The organism is Leeuwenhoekiella parthenopeia (assembly GCF_020782115.1).
Lineage (GTDB): Bacteria > Bacteroidota > Bacteroidia > Flavobacteriales > Flavobacteriaceae > Leeuwenhoekiella > Leeuwenhoekiella parthenopeia.
Genome location: NZ_JAJGMW010000012.1, coordinates 84873 through 106274 on the forward strand (window position 1 = coordinate 84873; position 21402 = coordinate 106274).

At 40.1% G+C, this 21402-nt stretch carries 10 protein-coding genes; 9 read left to right on the forward strand and 1 reads right to left on the reverse strand.

Going from position 1 to position 21402, the window contains the following annotated elements:
• Window positions 1-40 precede the first annotated feature (40 nt).
• Window positions 41-4141 carry a hybrid sensor histidine kinase/response regulator transcription factor gene (locus tag LLW17_RS10625; RefSeq protein ID WP_228230242.1) on the reverse strand — a complete coding sequence of 1367 codons (4101 nt, stop codon included), beginning with the start codon at window positions 4139-4141 and terminating at the stop codon, window positions 41-43.
• Window positions 4142-4369: 228 nt separating this feature from the next.
• Between LLW17_RS10625 and LLW17_RS10630 the strand changes: the two genes are divergently transcribed.
• The 9 genes from LLW17_RS10630 (at window position 4370) to LLW17_RS10670 (ending at window position 21362) form a co-directional block, all read left to right on the forward strand.
• Entirely contained in the window at window positions 4370-5533 is a 1164-nt protein-coding gene (locus LLW17_RS10630) for a glycoside hydrolase family 43 protein (protein ID WP_228230243.1), read from the forward strand.
• A 158-nt stretch (window positions 5534-5691) separates the two neighbouring features.
• Window positions 5692-8904 (forward strand): SusC/RagA family TonB-linked outer membrane protein, encoded by a 3213-nt coding sequence (locus LLW17_RS10635; RefSeq protein WP_228230244.1) that lies wholly within the window; start codon window positions 5692-5694, stop codon window positions 8902-8904.
• A gap of 12 nt (window positions 8905-8916) precedes the next feature.
• Window positions 8917-10884, forward strand: a complete 1968-nt coding sequence (locus tag LLW17_RS10640) for a RagB/SusD family nutrient uptake outer membrane protein (RefSeq protein ID WP_228230245.1) — start codon at window positions 8917-8919, stop codon at window positions 10882-10884.
• 16 nt (window positions 10885-10900) lie between these two features.
• On the forward strand, window positions 10901-12118 hold the full coding sequence (locus LLW17_RS10645; RefSeq protein ID WP_228230246.1) for a DUF5000 domain-containing lipoprotein: 1218 nt from the start codon (window positions 10901-10903) through the stop codon (window positions 12116-12118).
• A gap of 19 nt (window positions 12119-12137) precedes the next feature.
• Window positions 12138-13352, forward strand: coding sequence for a DUF4998 domain-containing protein (locus LLW17_RS10650; RefSeq protein WP_228230247.1), 1215 nt, complete (start codon window positions 12138-12140; stop codon window positions 13350-13352).
• A gap of 127 nt (window positions 13353-13479) precedes the next feature.
• A complete protein-coding gene (locus tag LLW17_RS10655) occupies window positions 13480-14685 on the forward strand; it encodes a hypothetical protein (protein WP_228230248.1) in 1206 nt (401 codons plus the stop codon).
• 261 nt (window positions 14686-14946) lie between these two features.
• Window positions 14947-16263 (forward strand): BNR repeat-containing protein, encoded by a 1317-nt coding sequence (locus LLW17_RS10660; protein WP_228230249.1) that lies wholly within the window; start codon window positions 14947-14949, stop codon window positions 16261-16263.
• Window positions 16264-16269: 6 nt separating this feature from the next.
• The gene (locus LLW17_RS10665; protein ID WP_228230250.1) at window positions 16270-19395 is read left to right on the forward strand and encodes a glycoside hydrolase family 2 TIM barrel-domain containing protein; all 3126 of its coding nucleotides are present in this window, start codon (window positions 16270-16272) and stop codon (window positions 19393-19395) included.
• Window positions 19396-19403: 8 nt separating this feature from the next.
• Window positions 19404-21362 carry a glycoside hydrolase family 97 protein gene (locus LLW17_RS10670; RefSeq protein WP_228230251.1) on the forward strand — a complete coding sequence of 653 codons (1959 nt, stop codon included), beginning with the start codon at window positions 19404-19406 and terminating at the stop codon, window positions 21360-21362.
• Window positions 21363-21402 lie beyond the last annotated feature (40 nt).

Below are 21402 nucleotides of genomic sequence, written 5' to 3' on the forward strand. Positions count from 1 at the left end.
GCTTTTTTATCCAGAAATTATACGTGCTATTAACAGCACTTTAAAGCGGATTCTGTTTAAAGGCGGAAGGTGTTCTGCCAAATTTCTCCTTGAAGATTTTCCGGAAGTATTTGGCATCGCCAAAACCAACTTCGTAAGCGGCCTGCGATACGGTAAAATTTTCCTTTTCGATGAGGTAAGCCGCTTTCTCAAGCCTGATGTCTCTGATGTACTCATTGATGCTTTGACCGGTAATGGCTTTGACCTTGCGGTATAGGGAAGATCTGCTCATCCCAATATGTTCTGCAATAGTCTCTACGCTCAGATCCCCTTCCTGGGTTTGCTCAAAAATGAGTTGTTTTAATTCAGCCAGGAATTTCTTTTCGTTTTCGAGAATCTTGGAATCCTCCTGATTATCTGGCACTTGAGATTGGGAGTCCTGAACCTTTTTAAGCAGAAATTCCCGACTTTCAATCAGGTTTTTAACCCGGGCTCGCAGCACCTGAACATTAAAAGGCTTTACGATGTAATCATCAGCTCCCTCGTCATAACCCGTTTCGATGGTTTCGTGGTTACTTTTCGCAGAGAGCAAAATAACCGGAATATGCGAGGTTTCCTTTTTGTTTTTGATGAAATGGCAAAGGTCGAGTCCGTTTTTGACGGGCATCATTACATCGCTGATGATTAAATCGGGGATATATTTAACCGCCAGGCTAATACCTTCCTCGCCATCTTCCGCCTGAATGAGGTCGTATTCTGAACCAAGCGCACTTTCTAAAAACTCAAGAATATCCGGGTTGTCGTCTACGAGCAAAACCAGTTTGCGGGAGCTTTCCGCTTTAAGGTAAACGCTGTTTGCCTTCGGTTCAAGATTAACAGGCTCTGAATCACTAATGCGTTTTTCAACCTCTTTTTTATTGATTTGAGGCCGCTCTTCGAGCTGAAGATAGGCATCAAGCAAGGTGTCGTCGTTCGGTATTTTTAGCGTAAAGGTGCTGCCCTGATTGGCTTTGCTTTCCACCTCAAGAAAGCCCTTATGCAGATGTGCAAATCTTCTGGAAAGCGCAAGGCCTATACCTGTCCCGTCTTTTTTAAACTTGTTCTCAGATTGATAGTACCATTCAAAAATGTGGTTGAGGTCACTGGTTTTGATTCCACTTCCGGTATCTGATACCACAATATTGACATACGACTCATCAACCTCCAGAATGACATTGATCTTACCACCATCGGGCGTGTATTTTATAGCATTTGAAATCAAATTGTTTACGATCACGTGTATTTTCTCAAGATCACAATATACCTTTATGGTTTTCTGAGGCATGGTGACCATCAGGTTGATGTTTTTCTTCTTTACAACCGGTTCGTATCCCGAGAGCCACTGAGATAGGTTTTTGCTCAGATTGTATTCATTGATTTCCAGTTTACTTAGGCCTTCTTCGCTTTTCCTGAATTCTAACAGTTTATTTATAAAACTGAGCAGATTATCTGCATTACGGCGTATGAGCTTCAAGCTTTTGCGGTGCCTTTTATGAACAATCTCATCCAGCAAGGTTTCGAGCGGAGCTAAAATAAGGGTAAGTGGGGTTTTGAGCTCGTGCGAAAACCCGGTGTAAAACCGAATGCGCTCTTCATTGAGTTCGTGCTCAAGTTTGCGTTGTTTTTGTTCAAAGAGCAGCGAGTTTTTAAGGTGGATGCGTTCGGAGTAGTATTTGAGCCCACTAATAACCAGTATAATAATCACAACTAAATAGAACAGATACGCGGGTAGTGTGCGCCAGAACGGAGGCAAAATATTAATATCTAGAGTTTTTAAATCTGTGGCATTAGGCAGATTATTCTGTTTAATTTTTAAAGTATATTTTCCTGGCGGGATATTACTAAAATTAATCCTATTAGCATTTTTAAGATCAATCCAATTATCGTTAAAGCCTTCAAGAATATAGGAGTAGGTGATATTTTCTGAAAAAGGAAAGCTAAGGCTTGTAAAATCAATCGAAAATATTGTCTTGTCATATGGAATATTTATTTGCTTTTTATACAGCATAGAACTGCTCAAAATTCCTTTGTCACCCTCTCCTGATATGGGTACAGACTCATTAAAAATTAATAGGTCTTCCAGAACAATTGCCCCTGCAGAACTAGTTTGATCTAAAGCTTCAGGATTAAACTCAAATATCCCTCTATTACTTCCCAGAAAGAGTTTGTTAGAGGATGATTTTAAAATTGCGCCGAGATTGAATTCCGTTATTTGAAAACTTTTGGGCAAGTTTATAGTTTCAATAGTATTGGTTTTAACATTGTATTTATTGATTCCCTTATCGGTAGCTAACCAGAGATAATTATCATCCCAATTAATTATGCTATTTATAGTATTGTTGCTCAATCCCTGTGTCTCTGTAATACTTATTGCTTTTGTCGAATTAGGACTGAAGCGAATTAGTCCTCCGTGTTTGGTTCCCGCTACGACTTCTCCGGTTTTTAAAACAGTAATACTGTAAACAACGTTACCACGTAAATTTTCAAGGTTATTGGTGTGATAGGAATAAGCACTTTGATCTTCCAGATCATAACTTAGAATACCATTACCATAAGTTGCTAACCATAAAGTTCCTTTTGAATCCTCTGTAATATCACGCACATCAATCTTTCCAAAGGCTTTCTCCAAAGCCTCTTCATTGATAAAGTCTTTTTTACTTTCGGAATATTTAAAAAAGCCATCGCGGTTTGTGCCAACCCAAAGTTGTCCCTCTTTGTTCTCAAATATTGATCTTATATCACTTCCCTTGCCTATACTTCCTTGCAAATAATAAGACCATTTTTGAGTTTTCAAATTAACACAGGTAATACCACCCTTATAAGTGCCGATCCATAATCTATCTTTGCTGTCTTTATAAATAGTATTTATATAGTTTGTAGAAAGTTTGTTGCTCGAGGAGTAAACTCCGTAGTCAAAATTTCCGCTTTTGAGATCATATAGGTCAATGCCTCCACCGTCAGTACCCAAAATAAGTTTGTTTTCAGATAATTCTTCAATTGCAAATACACGGTTATGCGCAATTCGTTCAGAGTTATACAAATCATTGCTTATTAAAGTCAATGCCTCACCGCTTGGATCAACAAAATTTAAACCGGCACTGGTTCCAATCCACATATTGCCCGAAGAATCCTTATAAAGCGCTGATATTGTTGCGTCAGAGACACTCGAGTTATTTTCTTTAGGTAGATACCATTTAATGGAGGGTTTTTCAGGATTATCAAAAAGACTTTCACGGTCTAAAATATTTAAGCCACCGTATTGAGTTCCAATCCAGATTTGACCAAAATCATCTTCTTCGAGAGATAGAACTACATCGTCACTCAACCCTCTTGTTGTCTTTTGTTGGCCTAAATGAAATTCTTTTCCAGTAGCCGTAAATACTTTAAGTCCCGAGTGCGTTCCTACCCATACATTATTCTTTTGATCAACTAAAACCGCATTTATAATGGCTTCATCTTTGTTTTTATAGGGATAGCGAATAACTTCTTTTCTTTTGATATTAAGTTTATTTAAACCGTTATCAAAAGTTCCTATCCAGACTATACTGTCATTTTGATTTGTTAAACATGATATTTTGTTTGATGAAAGCGAATTTAAATGCTCTGACTGATGGGAATAAAAACCAACACTTTTATTGTTTTTAAAGATATGTAATCCTTCATCATAGGCTCCAACAAGCAATTTGTGGTCCTTAAGTTGTAATACTGAATTAATGCTATTTGATATATAAGCGAGATCGGATTGGAAAAATGAAAATTCTTCGGTACGCGGATTAAAAATATTTAGCCCACCATCTGTTGCAACAAATAGCGAACCATTTTCACACCTCCTTATTTGTTGAATATAGTTGTTAGTTAGATTAGAAGTTTCCTGTCTGAATACTTTAAATTGATTCCCGTCATATCTGTTAATGCCGTCTGATGTCCCCACCCATATAAAACCAAGTTTGTCCTCTTCAATAGATTTGACCTGATTGTTTGATAGACCGAGGTCTGTATCAATAGTATAAAAGGTTAGCTTATTGGATAAACGTTCCTGTTTAGTTGTTTGATTTTGACCAAATAGGATCAAACCAAACAATTGAAATATAAATAATGTCTTAACAGAATTTTTAGTTAACATCTTAATGACTTCTAAATTGTGAATTGTTATTAAAAATAAGACATTAGTTTGATAAACCGTTGTTATGGTGGGTTTTTGAACGGTATACCCCCTAAGATTTCCCCAGCCACCCCCGTATCACTTCACATAATATTGGGAAACTTGTAAATGTAAAATTGCTAAAGATTTATTAAAAAAGCGAAAGTCTCATGCAAGTCTTAAACAATCATGTTAGAAATAATATCCTAAATGCGTCTTATTAATCTTTATTTCCTATTGGTAGCTTTTGCAATTAGCGCATTGACTAATGCCCAGCAAAATATTAGGAATACCTCTTTTCTTCCCGGAAAGGTATGGTATGATATGCAAGGAGATACTATAAATGCTCATGGGGCTGGTTTTTACTACGAGAAAGGGGTTTACTACTGGTATGGCGAGCACAAGAGTCGCAATAGTTTGGCTGAAGTAGGTGTTCACGTTTATAGCTCAAAAGATCTCCTCAATTGGAAAAATGAAGGTGTTGCCCTTGAAGTGAGTAAAGAGGCATCTTCTGAAATTACTAGAGGCTCGGTCATTGAGAGACCTAAAGTTGTTTATAATGAGAAAACCGGAAAATATGTGCTGTGGTTTCATCTTGAACTTAAAGGAAAAGGATACGAGGCAGCGAGAACAGGGGTGGCAGTCAGTGATTCACCCGTTGGACCTTTCAGGTATTTAAAATCGTACAGACCGAATGCAGGTGTGTGGCCACAAAATTTTAATTCTCACCAGAAAAAGACAAACTCTAAAGAATCTTCCTATAAGTGGTGGACAAAAAAATGGTCAGAAGCTCTTGTAGATGGTCTATACGTTCGCAGAGACTTTGAAGAAGGGCAAATGTCAAGAGATATGACTGTTTTTGTGGATGACGACGGGAAAGCGTATCACATACACTCTTCAGAAGAGAATCAAACGCTGCATATATCACTTTTGACAGAAGATTACCTAGACTTTACTGACACCTGGGTTCGGGTGCAGCCTGGTGGACAAAACGAGGCTCCTGCTGTCTTTAAAAATGGCGATTATTATTATATGATTACTTCGGGCTTGACTGGTTGGGATCCTAACTCTGCCCGTTCTTTCCGGGCAAGATCAATGCTTGGTCCCTGGCAAAGTCTTGGCAACCCGTCAAAAGGAAAAGGGGCTGAAGTTACATTTAATTCGCAAAGCACTTATGTGTTGCCTGTAGAAGATAGAAAAGATACTTTCATTTTTATGGCTGATCGCTGGAACCCCAAAAATCATCAGGATGGAAGGTATGTGTGGTTGCCAGTAATTATAAATAATGAAGGAAACCCTGAAATTAAATGGACTGATGAATGGAATTTTAACGAAAAAAGCTATTCAACTGAAAATGAATTAGGTGGAAAATAAAATGCGATACCTCAATCGATATCGTAAACCAGTAATCAATAATTAAAACTATTAAACTATGATCAAACCAGACGACTTAAGTCTTTGCCTTTTAAAGCAACCCAACTGTAAACTATGAAACTATTGATAAAAACTACCTTAAGATTAGAACAATAATTATGAAACATAATATTCTTAATATTAAAAGAGCCTATTCTTTGATGCTGCTGGTTTTGAGTTGCACATTGAGTCTAAATACATATGCCTTAAGACTTGATAATTCTGAAAACGTGGCGTTGCAGAAAGTGGTTACCGGTACTGTATATGACGACAGTGATAACAATCAACCTCTTATCGGGGTTACGGTTGTTGAAAAAGGAACTAATAATGGTACTGCTACAGATTTTGATGGAAATTATTCTATACGGGTCGCTCCGGGGGCTACCCTGGTTTTTTCATTCGTAGGTTTTGAAACGAAGGAAGTATTGGTTTCAGACCAGGAAAGTATTGATGTAACTCTGAGTCTTAGCTCAGAATCATTGGAAGAAACCGTTGTAATAGCCTTTGGAGGTAAGCAGCTTAAAGAAAGTCAGGTAAGTTCTATTGCAACTATCAACCCCGCAGAACTAAAAGGACCTACCAATAACCTTACTAATATGATCGCGGGTCGCGTACCGGGAATGATTTCTTTTCAGCGGTCTGGTGAGCCGGGGGCAGATAACTCTGACTTCTTTATTCGGGGTTTGAGTACTTTTGGGAGTGGTAAGCGTAATCCCCTAATATTAATTGATAATATTGAATCTACGCCCACTGATCTTGCTCGTTTGCAACCAGACGACATAGACACCTTTTCAGTCTTAAAAGATGCGGCAGCTGCTTCAGTTTATGGAGCGCGTGGTGCAAATGGCGTGATTCTCATTACCACAAAAAGTGGTAAAGCCGGTAAGGCAAAATTTAGTGCACGTGCAGCATCGCGAATTTCAACTAATACCGATAATTTTCAGTTTGCAGATAATATTACCTACATGAATCTGGCAAATGAGGCTGCGCTTACGCGTGATCCTCTGGCGGCATTGCCTTATTCGCAAATTAAAATTGATCGTACTGCAGCAGGAGATAATCCGTATTTGTACCCCAGCAATAATTGGATAGATCAAATCCTAAAAGACTATACCGTTAACCAAAGTTTTAATATTAGTGCCAGTGGAGGTTCAGAACGTGCGCGCTATTATGTTTCAGGAACTTACAATGTGGATAATGGAATTTTGGATGTTAATCCCATAAATAATTTTAACAGTAATATTAAACTCCAAAATTATTCGCTTAGAAGTAAATTGGATATAGACCTGACACCTACAACTTTTGCAACGGTTAACATCTATGGTCAGTTTGACGACTATAATGGTCCAATCGCTCAAGGTGGAGACATCATTGCTTCAACGGTAAATGCAAACCCGGTAGCATTTCCGGCAATCTTTCCTTCAGAATTTTATCCTATAGCAGAGCATCCTTTATTTGGTAATGCTCCCTTGTCATTGTCAAGTAATGCTTTATATAGAAATCCATATGCAGAGATGGTTAGAGGGTATCGTACTACCAAGAACTCAACGGTACAGGCACAACTTGCAATTGATCAAAAACTTGATTTTATTACTAAAGGGCTTAAACTAGGAACTATGAATTATATAAGACGTTATAATTCCTATTCAATAAGTAGAGCCTATAATCCTTTTTACTATCAGGCTTCCCGTAATCCGGTTGATAACAGTATAATGTTAAGAGTACTAAATGACGGTACTCAGGCCTCAATAGGCACCCCCGGAACTGAATTTTTAAATCTTGCCGGAGGCGGGAATGTTTCAAATTCCAGAATTTACAACCAGTTTACACTTAATTATGATAAAACATTTGCTGAAAAGCATGTGGTTTCGGGTTTTCTAATCAATGTTTTACAAAGTTATGAGACTACGGAATATGATAACCTTCAGCAATCGTTACAATATCGTAACCATACTTTTTCTGGAAGGTTTACCTATGCTTTTGATAGAAGGTATATTGCCGAATTTAGCTTTGGGTATAACGGTTCAGAGCGTTTTGATCGCAGCAACAGATATGGTTTTTTCCCTTCATTTGGTGTGAGCTATGTAGTTTCAAATGAAGCTTTTTTTGAAAAATTGAAAGAAACTGTGACCAATCTCAAATTGCGATTTACCTACGGTAAGGCCGGAAATGACGAAATTGGAAATGCAGATGAGGATAGATTCTTTTATTTATCAAGAGTAAATGCTAATAACGGAGGATTTGGAGCTCTGTTCGGTCAGGATTATAATTACTACCGCCCGGGTATATCGATAGATCGTTATGCAAATCCAAATATTGGTTGGGAGATTTCGGAGCAATACAATTTTGGTATAGACATTGGTTTATGGAGAGATTTAAATATTACTGCAGAGATTTATCAACAAAACCGTTCAAATATACTTCAAAGGCGTACAGAAATTGGGGATGTAATAGGTCTGACCGCGCAGCCTCAAGTAAATTTTGCAGAGCTTGAGTCAAAGGGTATTGATTTATCTTTAGATTATAACAGGCAAATAAATCAGGAGTGGTGGACACAGGCAAGAGCTACGTTAACTTTTGCGACTAATGAGGTTAAACAGACTAATGAGCTCAACTATCCCGATGATTTAAGTTACCTCTCTCAGGTAGGTAATAATGCATCTCAAATGTACGGGTATCTTGCCGAGCGTTTATTTACAGATCAGGAAGAAGTAAATAATTCACCAGCACAATTTGGTCAATATACCGGTGGAGATATTAAGTATCGTGATGTAAATGGCGATGGCGTGATTACACCTTTAGACCGCGTACCTATTGGTTTACCAACTACACCTGAATTAATCTATGGTTTTGGAGGCACTGTTGGATATAAAGATTTTGACTTAAGTATTTTCTTTCAGGGATCTGCCCGGTCCTCTTTTCAAATCGATCCCAGAGCTATTTCACCATTTGTTTTGGGTACGGGTGATAACACTGGTAGACAAAATGGCTTGCTTAAAATCATTGCAGACAGCTACTGGTCTGAAGACAACAGAGACCTATATGCTTTTTGGCCTCGCCTAAGCTCAACAGTAATTGAGAATAATGTGCAGAGTTCATCCTGGTGGCTGCAAAACAATGATTTCTTAAGACTTAAGAATCTTGAGTTTGGCTATCGTGCTTCAGAGCGCCTTACAGAATCCTTAGGCTTACGCTCTTTACGTGTTTATGCGAGTGGAATCAACCTTGCCGTTTGGAGCAGCTTTAAGCTTTGGGATCCTGAAATGGGAGGAAATGGTTTAGGATATCCTATTCAATCTACTTACAACTTAGGTGTTCAATTTGACTTTTAAAAAAACTTAAATATGAAAAATATACTATTTAAAAAATCTTTTAAGCGAAAGTTAGTGCTGGTACTGGCACTACCCTTTGTGATGATTTATAATGCCTGCCAGGATGATTATCTGGATGTAGTTCCTGATGGTCTGGCTACTGTTGATAAAATTTTTAATTTGAGACAGGAAGCTGAAAAGTATCTGTTTACGTGTTACTCATATATGCCAAGGTTAGGAGATTTGCGTAGAAACGCGGCCTTTCTTGCCGGCGATGAAATGTGGGTGCCAGACAACCGTGAAAACGGGGATTACTTTGCATTAGAGATTGCTTTAGGAAGGCAACGTGTTGCAAACCCATATTATAATGTATGGCAGGGAGAGTATCAGGGAGGTTTGCCATTTGACGGCTCTGAAATCTGGGATGGCATCAGACACTGTAATATTTTTATTGAGAATATGTCTGATCCTAACAACGTACCTGATATTACAGATACTGAGCGGGAACGCTGGATTGCAGAAGCTAAGTTTTTAAAGGCCTATTATCATTTTTATTTAATGCGCCATTACGGGGCAATACCTATTATTAAAGAAAACGTTTCTGTAGATGCTCCAACACCTGCATTTGATTTGCCGCGTGATCCTTATGATGAGGGAATTGATTATATAGTTGAACTTCTGGATGAGGCCGCTGCAGTATTACCACCGGTTATAGCAGATATCAATACAGAATATGGTCGCATTACTTCGGTTATTGCCAGATCATTAAAAGCACGGGTTTTAGTAACTGCCGCAAGTCCGTTATACAATGGTAACCCAGATCTTTCGGTAGTAATCAATAACGATGGTACACCATTATATAATACCACTTTTGAAGCCAATAAATGGCAAATTGCGGCTGATGCGGCAAAAGAGGCCATTGATGCAGCTGAAGCTGCAGGACTAAGATTGTATGAGTTCAATGAGGCTTTAACGGGATTTGATCTTACAGATACTACTGTTACCAAGTTGAGCATTCGTAATGCAATCACAGACCCTGAAAGCCTGGAAATTATTTGGCCTAATACCCAAAGTCTTACAAATGGAGCAGACGGTCTTCAGGCCAGTGCAATGGCACCTCTTGAGGTTGGTCATAATACCCGGGTGGCACGTAAAGTAATTTCACCTACAATTACGATGGCAAAATTATTTTATACTGATAATGGAGTGCCAATCACGGAAGATAAAGCTTACGATTTTAACGATATCCTTGAGTTGAGAGAAGCTCAACCTGATGAGCGTTATAATATAGAAGAAGGATATCGCACTTCAAGATTAAATTTTGACCGGGAACCTCGTTTTTACGCAGACCTTGGTTTTGATGGAAGTATGTGGTATAAGCGTGATGCTTTGGGAGATGAAACCAAATGGCACATAGAAGGTAAATTCGGGGACTATTCAGGAAGTGATCATCCATTCTTTTTTAACGAGACCGGGTATTACTGTAAAAAACTGGTGAATTGGAGAATGACATTTAGTAATGATGGTGGAACCTTTGAGACCTATGCCTGGCCCGAAATGCGTCTTGCAGATTTATATTTGCTCTATGCAGAAGCTCTTAATGAAGTGTCAGGACCTTCACAAGAGGTTTATTCCTACTTAGATCAGATACGAGAACGTGCTGGTTTAGATGGTGTTGTAGAGTCCTGGGCAGCACATTCCAACAATCCAAATAAGCCAACAACTAAAGAAGGCTTGAGAAGTATTATACAACAGGAGCGTATGATAGAATTGGCTTTTGAAGGACAGCGCTATTGGGATCTTCTTCGCTGGAAACGCGCGGTTCAGGAATTTAATGATAATGTGCAGGGTTGGAATGTTAAAGGTGATGATGAAGCATCTTACTATCAAATACGCACCATTCATCTACAAAATTTTATTTCACCTCGTGATTATTTCTGGCCACTCAGTGAAACGTCTTTAATCCGTAACACAAATCTGGTTCAAAACCCAGGTTGGTAATTTAAAAATTGAAACTATGAGAACACTAATTTTAAAACCAGTAGTCCTATTTATACTTTTATCTATAGGTCTAAGCTGCTCCGAAGAAGTCGAGCAGGTTCCTTTGGAATCTAATAGCACTGCACCGGCGCCCGTATCCAATGTTAATATTGAAAATCTACCAGGTGAAGTTAAATTGACTTTTACACTTCCCAAAGATCCGGATCTTTTGTACGTAAAAGCTAATTATACGCTTCCCACAGGAAGAGAAATGGAGGTAAAATCATCTTTGTATTCTAATTCTATGATTTTACAGGGGTTTAGCGGTAATGATGAAGTAGATGTAGAGGTCGTTGCTGTAAACCGTAGCGAGGTTGAATCAGAACCCGTATTGCTTAGCGTGAAGCCGTTACAGTCTCCAATATTCGACGTCTATGAAAGTTTAAGTGTAGGGAGTGCGTTTGGAGGTATTTTTGTGAACGCTGATAATCCGGTACGGGAGGATCTGGCAATTTTAATACTTACCAAAAATGAAGAAGGTGACTATGTAGCTGATCCTAATAGCATCTATACTTCTACTGATGATATTAGACGCGTAGTGAGAGGGTATGATACTATACCAAGAGAGTTTGCCTTTACCATTCGTGACAGATGGCTCAATTATACTGACACACTGGTAACCTCAATTACTCCATTATTTGAGCAGGCAATACCTAAGTCAAGCTATGGAGATTTACGTTTGCCCAATGATGCTCCCGGGCATAATTCCACTCCAAAGAGCGGAATGTGGGATAATGATTTTATTAACTGGCCTCGCTGTTATTTAACTCAGGGTAATTTTATTGCTGATACGCACATAACAAGTTTTGATATTGGCGTTCTAGCCAAGCTAAGTCGAATAGTTATATGGGACTACCCGGAATATTACAATAGCGGTAATGGTACTGGAAGGGCTTATTATTACAACGTTTGTATGAAAGAATTTAAAATTTACGGTTCTGCAGAATTAGAAACTACTGGGGATCTTGACAAGTGGACTCTTTTAGGTACATACAAACAAGTAAAACCATCAGGATTGCCCTATGGACAGAGTACAGGAGAAGATTTTGCAACGGCTAATGCCGGTTTTAGTTGGGATATTGACCCCAGTGCTGGTCCTATGCGTTACATCCGTATAGAGATGATTGATAACTGGGCAGGTACATACTCAATGGGTATATCTGAGCTTCAGGTATACGGTAACACAAAATTTTAATCTTAAATAGAATAGCAAGATGAAAAATTTACATTTATATATATACGTAGCGGTCGTAAGCTGTTTTATGATTCTTTGGTCGTGTTCAGATCAGGAATATGACGATTACAAGAAATTTGCTGATGGAGGTGAAATAAATTATACTGAAAAAGTAGATTCGTTAAAATCCTTTTCTGGGAAAAACAGAATTATGCTTCAGGGGATAATTAATGCTGACCCAAAAATCACTGAATTTCGTGTCTTTTGGAACGACGGAAGAGATTCTGTTTCAGTACCGATAACACGCAGTGGTGGTGTTGATACACTTGAGGTCACGATTGCTGATATTCCGGAGAACATCTACAACTTTCAGATCCGTACGTATGACGCAGCAGGTAATAAATCTTTAGTATCTAATGTAACTGGTGCGGTATATGGAGAACGGTATCAAAATACATTATACAACAGACCGGTGCTAGCAAACGATCTGGTTAATGGTACATTAACTATTTCTTACGCAAGTATGGATCTAACAACAGGCGTGATTGGAACAGAAGTTTTAATTGATGGGGCTTCGGAGTCAATTTTCATTCCAATAGATTCAGAGGAGTATAATATTTCAGATTATGTAGCTGGAGAAAGTTATAAATATCGAACACTCTTTTTACCTGAAGAGACGGCCATAGATACTTTTACAACAGATTATGTTTCCTACACTCCAATAGCCAAGCCTATACTTGTTAATGCCGCGATTCCTTTTAAAGCTTCTTCTCGTTCTGGTAGATGGGGTATTTTGGAAGATTGGACAACAACGCAACCTGTTTTGGTACATGGTGGTTATGGTGGCTGGGATGAATGGAATGGTAATATTTTTAATATAGAATCCGGTTGGGGTGCAGCAGCAGTTAATAACGGTAAAATCTACCAAACCTTAAACGAAGTACAGCCCGCTACTTATGTATTGAATGTCTTGATAAGAGATACAAACCATAAGTTGACAGACGCGGGTGGGTCGTATTTTGTAGTTGCCAAAGGAAATACGCTTCCAGACGTTTCAGATGTTACAAGTGCAGAGGAGGTCCTTGCTTACAAAAGGATAAATGTAGAATTGGGCTCAGAGTATACCTATAGATTAGAGTTTACAATTGAGGATGAATCTACAGATATCACTGTTGGTCAAATTACCACTCAGGCTTCTGGTGATCCAGGACGTTTTTGCAACGTAAGATCTTGGGATATTGTCGTACAGAACTAAAAACATTATTTAAAAGGGAAGAGGTCTTAATCTTCCCTTTTTATTTGATGAAATATTCAGTTTATAAAATCATATTTCCAAAGCACGAGATACCTTAAAACTGAGGATAAATACAATACATACTATAATGAAATATTTAAAATATATATTTTTTTCAACTAGCATTCTGTTGTGGAGTCTTAGTTGCTCACCGGAAGATGCTAAAGAAGAACCTAAAGAGGATCCTGTCGTTGAGCTAAATTTAGCTACAGTTAAAACTAATGAGGTTTCAGATGTAGATGCTTATAAGGCTACAATATCAGCCAGGGTTGAAGATGATGGAGGCAGTACAATTAAGGAGCGTGGAATATGTTATGCTCTGGCACCTAATCCAGATTATTCAGATAATAGGGCTACACCTAATTCATTTAAAGGATCTGGTGAGTATGAAATTAACCTTTCTGATCTTGAAGATAACACAACCTACTTTATCCGTGCATTTGCAACAAATTCTAAGGGAATAGCCTACGGTAATGAATTGTCATTTAAAACCCTTAATGCTGATGTACCTAAGTTTGCTATTAGTGAAACTAAGGTAAGCGGGGTTCATGATATTTGGGTAGAAACCACTCTGATTGAGACGGGTGACGCGAACATTAAAGAGATAGGTATAGTTTACGGTACGACAGCTGATTTAAATGTTGAAAGTAATCAGGTCGTTGTTCAGGAGGAGGTGAAGGCTAAATATTTAAGCAGAATGACCAAACTCGAAGAAAAAACAACGTATTATTTTAAAGCTTATGCTATTACAGAAAATAATGACGTTTTTTATAGTGAACCTGAATCGTTTGAGACAATTAATTCCGGTGATTTTACATTTACAATAAATGGATATGATGAAAATAGTCCTGTTTTTACCAGGTTAAAAAATGCTATCGAAAAGGTTCAGTATTATTACAATAATTTTACGTCCATTAAAAAACACGTTTGGGTAAATTATGTACCCGGAGTGCCTACTGCTGATGCTAATTTTGAAGGATGGATTCGTTTTGGTTCTAATCAATCCTATCAACAAACTGGAACGGCCCTGCACGAGGTGGCTCATACGGTAGGAGTAGGTACACATTCTAAATGGAATGAACTTCTAAAAGGCGGAATCTATCAGGGCTCAAGAGCAAATCAAATTTTAAAGCTTTTAACTCAGGATGAGGATACAGCAATAAAAGGAGACGGTTTACATTTTTGGCCGTTTGGAATAAACGGAGCGCACGAAGATGATGGTCAGGATATGACATATATTATAAATACTTTAATTATTCAAGGAATGCGTGCTGATGGTTTACCCATCAACTAAGGCTATTTATATAGCTGGGTTTACTTATAGCAAGCTTTAAGAGCAAATGGTTAGCTTGTATTGAATAATTGTAGGTTTTGACCACCCCGTCCCCCCTAATTTGTCAATTTATACCCTCTAAAAATACCTGTTTTTCAGGAAACTTGTAAACCAATTATAAATGCTATTACGTTTTCGAAAAACAAACTTGGTGTTATAATCAAAGATAGATATGTAGGTAACTCAAATTATAAATGTTTTATTTACATTTATAAAATTATTATGAATTTCAGATTACTCATTTCATCAATTCTTGTGCTTGCCATTTGTGGCAGCTGTGCTGGTCTTCGTTTAGCCCAAGCTGCTAAAGAAAGTGTTGTAGGTGAGGGCTGGTCTTCCAATTCGGTAAATACAGTAATCTTCAGGCAAAATGCGGTTACGACCTATGCCGATATGCAATTTACAGCCTATTATGATGCCGAAGCACGGGTAATTCTAGCCAAACGTAAACTGCCCCGTGGCGAATGGGAGGTTTATAAAACGCAATATACAGGCAATGCAAAAGATGCCCACAATGCTATTAGTATTGCTATTGATGGGAAAGGTTATTTGCATGTAAGCTGGGATCATCACGACAATGCCTTGCGTTATGCTAAGAGTTTAGAACCTTTTGGTCTTGAACTTGCTGAAATACAACCCATGACCGGTATCGATGAAAATAAAGTCTCTTATCCGCAATTCTACAATTTGCCCTCAGGAGATTTAATCTTTATGTACCGCTCCGGGCAATCGGGTAGAGGCAGTTTAGTTATCAACCACTATGATATCGCTGAGGCAAAGTGGTTTGCGTTGTACAGCAACCTTATAGATGGTGAAGAAAAGCGTAATGCCTATTGGCAGGCCTATGTAGATCAGGAGGGTACCATTCACCTTTCCTGGGTATGGCGCGAAAGCTGGGACGTGTCTACCAATCACGATATCGCTTACGCGCAGTCAAAAGATGGCGGTAAAACCTGGCAACAATCAGACGGGAGCTTTTATGAATTACCCATTACACAGCGTAGCGCGGAGTATGCAGCGATCATTCCGCAAAAGAGTTCGCTGATCAATCAGACGGCGATGACTACTGACAGCCAGGGCAATCCCTACATTGCTAATTATTGGAATGTGGGAGATGCAACCCAATTTCACGTTGTTTATCTCAAAGAAGGTCAATGGCAAACCGAAAATACCGCATTCAGAACAACGGGTTTTCAGTTGGGCGGTGGCGGAACAAAAAAAATACCCATCTCGCGACCTGAGATTTTTATCGATGAATCTCATGGCAAGAGGCTTTACCTGCTCTTTCGGGATGCAGAACGCGGATCAAAAATAGTCCTCGCTTCGCGGGATTTAAATAAAGAAGAATCCTGGAAGTTTACTGATATGACTACAGCATCTGTTGGCGATTGGGAACCCAATTTTGACAAAGAATTATTTAAAAAAACAGGAAAGCTTCACCTATTTGTGCAACAGGTGAATCAGGTGGATGGCGAAGGGCTTCAAAACAATGAGCCTACACCTGTTAAGATTTTAGAGTATAATACATTACCAGAATAAAAACCTATGAAAATTAACAACAAATCAAGACTAGTCATTTTTTTATCGGTGTGCTTAGTACAGGCATACACTAGTTTTTCGCAGGCAATCAATGAGTGGGAGAATCCTACGGTCATAGACCGAAATAAAGAAGAAGGGCGAGCGTCTTTCCATTTATATGAAAATCTGTCTCAGGCATTAACCTTAGACCATTCCCAGTCTGCTTTGCAAAAAAGTCTGGACGGGGAGTGGAAATTCAACATTGTTAAGAATCCGGGACTACGCCCGCAGGATTTCTACAAAACCGATTTTAACGATGCCGGTTGGGATCAGATCACGGTTCCTTCAAATTGGGAGACCGAAGGATTTGACATTCCTATTTACACTAACGTAGCCTATCCCTTCGAAAAAAATCCGCCTTTAATCAACGGCGACTACAATCCGGTGGGCACTTACCGTACTACGTTTGATATTCCTGAAAATTGGGAAGATAAAGAGGTGTTGTTGAGTTTTGGTTCCATCTCTGGTTATGCACGTATTTATATAAACGGAAAGGAAGCCGGGATGACCAAAGCTTCTAAAACTCCTGCAGAATTCGATATAACAACACTGATTAAGTCCGGTGAAAACCAACTTGCTGTGCAGGTTACGCGCTGGCACGATGGGAGCTATTTAGAAGATCAGGATTTCTGGCGTCTTAGCGGGATTGAGCGTTCGGTAGCTCTTAAAGCGATGCCTAAAACTACCATTTGGGATGTAAAGGTTTTGGGTGATCTCGATTCCAATTATAAAAACGGAAAATTTTCCGCAGCTGTTGACATTCGTAATTTCGGAAAATCAGATATCAAGAAAGCTCGTCTAGGTGTTTCGGTTTATGATGCAAAGGGCAATCTGGTTTATGCCGAAAAGAAACCCGTGCCTGCACAGGGGGGAAGCATTGATTTTTCACGGGAAGTTCCTCAGGTTAAGTTATGGAGTGCCGAAACACCGTATCTCTATACCTATGCCTTAAAGCTTGAAGACAAAAAAGGCAATGCCGTGGTTGCTACCTCCGGACGTGTTGGTTTCCGTAAAGTCGAAATCAAAAACGCACAGCTTTTGGTAAACGGAAAAGCCGTTACCGTACACGGGGTAAACCTGCACGAGCACCATCCCGATAAAGGTCACGTACCTGATCTTGCGATGACGCGTAAAGATTTTGAATTGATGGCGCGCAACAACATCAACGCGGTACGTATGAGTCATTATCCTCACGGACAGGAAGTTTACGATCTGGCCGATGAATTTGGTTTTTATATTGTAGATGAAGCCAATATTGAGACCCACGGTATGGGCGCAGAATGGCAGGGTAATTTTGATAAATCAAAGCACCCGGCGTATTTACCCGAATGGGCACCGGCGCATTTAGACCGCATCAAACGTATGTACGAGCTCAATAAAAACCACACTTCGGTAATCATCTGGTCTATGGGTAATGAGTGTGGTAACGGTCCTGTGTTTTATGATGCTTACGACTGGTTAAAAGAAACAGACCCCGCCCGCGTGGTTTCGTTTGAACAGGCCGGTCAAAACCGCAATACCGATATCGTGGCGCCTATGTATCCGGGAATGGATTATATGATAAAATATGCCGAAGATAATACGGTTACCCGCCCCTTTATTATGTGTGAATACTCGCACGCGATGGGAAACAGCAGTGGTAACTTCCGCGCGTATTGGGATGTTATAGACAGCAGTCCGCATATGCAGGGTGGTTTTATCTGGGACTGGGTAGATCAGGGCTTACGTGCAGAGACTGAAGACGGGCGCGAATTTTGGGCCTACGGTGGTGATTTGGGCGGAAAGAATCTGCAAAACGATGAAAATTTCAACGCAAACGGATTAGTTACCGCAGACCGTGTGCCGCATCCTTCGCTGGCGGAAGTCAAAAAAGTATACCAAAACATCGAGTTTGATTTTGACGGAAGCAACCTTACGGTTCAAAACAAATACAACTACACCAATCTGGATGCGTTCAACTTCAAGTGGAAGTTGCTAAAAAATGGTGAGCAAATTGATTCCGGAAGCTTTGAAGTTTCGGCTCTGCCAAATACGTCTCAGACTGTGGCCTTCAATCTTCCTGAGACTAATGACGCAGAGTATTTCTTGAGTGTTCACGCCTTCACAAAAGAAGGAAGCGCATTGGTTCCTGCGGGTTACGAACTTGCCTGCGAGCAGTTTCAGTTGGGTGAAAAAGACTTCTTTGCAGACAATACCGGTTCTTTGACCAAAGATAAACTTGTTTATGAGGTGCAGGGCGACTCGCTTTTGGTTTTCAGCACGGCTAAGACTCAGGGTGTTCTCAATTTAAAGGCCGGTAAATTGGAGCAGTATCAGCTTAAAGACGGAAGCAGTGTGCTTAACACCTTCCCCGAGCCTTATTTCTGGAGAGCTCCTACCGATAATGACTTTGGTAACGGAATGCCCAGAAAATTAGTGGCATGGAAAACAGCAACCCAAAACCCGCAGCTGCTCTCAGCAGAGGTAGGAACTCAGGAAGATAATGGCTTACCTGTGACATTCACCTACCAGCTTGCCGGGGTTGACTTGCCGTACACCGTGACGTATTTGATTGATGCAGTTAATGGAATTACCGTAAACGCAAGCCTGGACACTTCGGTTAAAGAAACACCCGAAATGCCCCGCTTTGGGATGCGTATGATCCTGGACGGGAAGTACGACAATCTGGAGTATTACGGTCGTGGCCCCTGGGAGAATTATTCAGACCGAAAAGAGTCTGCGTTTATGGGTACCTATGAAGATAAGGTAGCCAACCAGTTTACGTGGACGTACATACGCCCCCAGGAATCAGGTTATCACACTGATACGCGCTGGTTAACGCTTACTGACGATGCCGGTAACGGACTTAAAATTGTGGGCGAACAGCCGCTTGGTTTTAGCGCACTTAATATTTCTACCGAAGATCTGGATCCGGGTATGACCAAAGATCAAAGACATCCTACAGACCTTACGGTACAGGATAAGGTGTTTTTACACGTGGACTTAAAGCAACGCGGTCTTGGTGGACTCAACAGCTGGGGGCAGTATCCATTTAAGGAATACAGACTCGAAGACGGAAACTACAGCTACAGTTACACCATTTCATTATTATAAGAATTTCTATGAGGAAGGGTTTTTCATTTTTTTTACCAATCATTTTTGGTCTGTTTGCTGTAAATGCAGGCCTGGCGCAAACTCCTGTAAAGGTGAGTTCGCCGGACGGTCACATTTCGGTTACGGTCAGGTTAGAAAATGGAAAACCCTTTTACAGCGTTGCTCACGATTCTGATATTTTCCTGGAGGATTCGCCTTTAGGTCTAATAACTTCAATAGGTGATTTTAGCGAAGGACTCACCTTTGAGAGTTCAGCCTCAAAGACTATTGCGGAGTCCTACGAATTGAATCGAGCTAAAGTCAGTAAGGTTGAATACCGGGCAAATGAACTGGTCGCTGCGTTTACAAATTCAAATGAAGATACCCTCAAAGTAATTTTTAGGGTAAGCGATCGTGACGTAGCCTTTTCCTATCATTTAATTGGGAAAGATCTCAATACCAAGGTGAAAATTCTGAACGAAGTTACTGCGTTTAACCTGCCCGATCAGGCAACCGCATTTTTAAGCGCTCAGGCTTTGCCAATGACCGGTTGGGAGCAGACCAAGCCTTCCTACGAAGAGGGCTATACCTTTGATGCGCCTCTGGGAGAAGCTTCGCAGTATGGGGTGGGATATACGTTTCCAGCACTTTTTAAAAATGAAAAAAAAGGCTGGTTACTCATTTCAGAAACAGGCGTAGATGGTACCTATCCCGGTTCGCGATTGGGTGAATCAGCTACTGACGGGCTGTTTCCATTATTGTTTCCGCAGGAAGGAGAGAATAATAGCATTGGCGCTACGTATGCGGCGCTGGCGATGCCGGCTCAAACGCCCTGGCGTACCATTACCCTGGGTAAAACCTTGAAGCCTATCGTAGAATCGACCGTAGCTTTTGATTTGGTAAAACCAAAATACGAAGCCTCGACAGACTACCAAACCGGAAGGGCAACCTGGAGCTGGATTGTTTGGCAGGATGGCAGCATCAACTACGAAGATCAAATTAAGTTTATTGATCTTTCGGCTGCTTTGAATTTTGAATACGTGCTCATCGATAACTGGTGGGATGCCAATATTGGCCGGGATAAAATGAAAGAACTGGTAGATTATGCCCGCTCTAAAAATGTTTCAGTCTTGCTTTGGTACAATTCAAACGGCTACTGGAGCAATGCGCCCCAAACCCCGCAGGATTTTATGAACACCGCTTACAAGCGTCAGCGCGAGATGGCCTGGATGCAGGAAATAGGGGTTAAGGGAATTAAGGTTGATTTCTTTGGAGGTGATAAGCAAACCACCATGCAGCTGTATGAAGACATTCTTAACGATGCCAATAATTACGGTTTGGGTGTGGTTTTTCACGGCTGTACTTTACCGCGTGGCTGGGAGCGTATTTACCCCAATTATATGTCTTCAGAAGCGGTGCTGGCTTCCGAAAACCTCATTTTTACTCAGGAAGCTTCAGACCGGCACGCGTATAAAAGCACCCTGCATCCATTTATTCGGAATACCGTGGGAGCGATGGATTTTGGTCCCGTTTTTCTCAATAAACGTTTAACCAAAGATCAACAGGGCGGTTCCATTCGTAGAACCACTGAAGCTTTTGAACTGGCTACCGGTGTCCTGTATTTTTCACCCATTCAGCATTTTGGCCTCACGCCAAATAATCTGGACGAACAGCCAAAGTTTGTACTCGATTTTTTAAAAGGTGTTCCCGCAACCTGGGATGAGACGGTTTATATAGGCGGTGAACCCGGTGATTATGCAGCTATCGCACGACGAAACGGAGAGCAATGGTATGTGGCGGTAACAAACGGCAAAAAAGAAGAGCGAAGCCTCGAGCTCGACCTGCCCATGCTTAAAAATGCGGAAATCACACTTATTTATGATAAATTAGACAGAACAGCCGGTCTTAAACTAATGAAAATCAATAAAAATGGTAAATTGAAGCTCAAATTACTGGGAGAAGGCGGTGCTGTGATTAGTAGCAACTAAGCCTTTTTGCATGAAGCATCCCGGTAATAGATTGTATTCA

Excerpts from the sequence above, each read along its gene's own strand:
- LLW17_RS10625 (WP_228230242.1), bottom strand. The coding sequence starts at position 4,141 with ATGTTAACTAAAAATTCTGTTAAGACATTATTTATATTTCAATTGTTT.
- LLW17_RS10630 (WP_228230243.1), top strand. The coding sequence starts at position 4,370 with ATGCGTCTTATTAATCTTTATTTCCTATTGGTAGCTTTTGCAATTAGC.
- LLW17_RS10635 (WP_228230244.1), top strand. The coding sequence starts at position 5,692 with ATGAAACATAATATTCTTAATATTAAAAGAGCCTATTCTTTGATGCTG.
- LLW17_RS10640 (WP_228230245.1), top strand. The coding sequence starts at position 8,917 with ATGAAAAATATACTATTTAAAAAATCTTTTAAGCGAAAGTTAGTGCTG.
- LLW17_RS10645 (WP_228230246.1), top strand. The coding sequence starts at position 10,901 with ATGAGAACACTAATTTTAAAACCAGTAGTCCTATTTATACTTTTATCT.
- LLW17_RS10650 (WP_228230247.1), top strand. The coding sequence starts at position 12,138 with ATGAAAAATTTACATTTATATATATACGTAGCGGTCGTAAGCTGTTTT.
- LLW17_RS10655 (WP_228230248.1), top strand. The coding sequence starts at position 13,480 with ATGAAATATTTAAAATATATATTTTTTTCAACTAGCATTCTGTTGTGG.
- LLW17_RS10660 (WP_228230249.1), top strand. The coding sequence starts at position 14,947 with ATGAATTTCAGATTACTCATTTCATCAATTCTTGTGCTTGCCATTTGT.
- LLW17_RS10665 (WP_228230250.1), top strand. The coding sequence starts at position 16,270 with ATGAAAATTAACAACAAATCAAGACTAGTCATTTTTTTATCGGTGTGC.
- LLW17_RS10670 (WP_228230251.1), top strand. The coding sequence starts at position 19,404 with ATGAGGAAGGGTTTTTCATTTTTTTTACCAATCATTTTTGGTCTGTTT.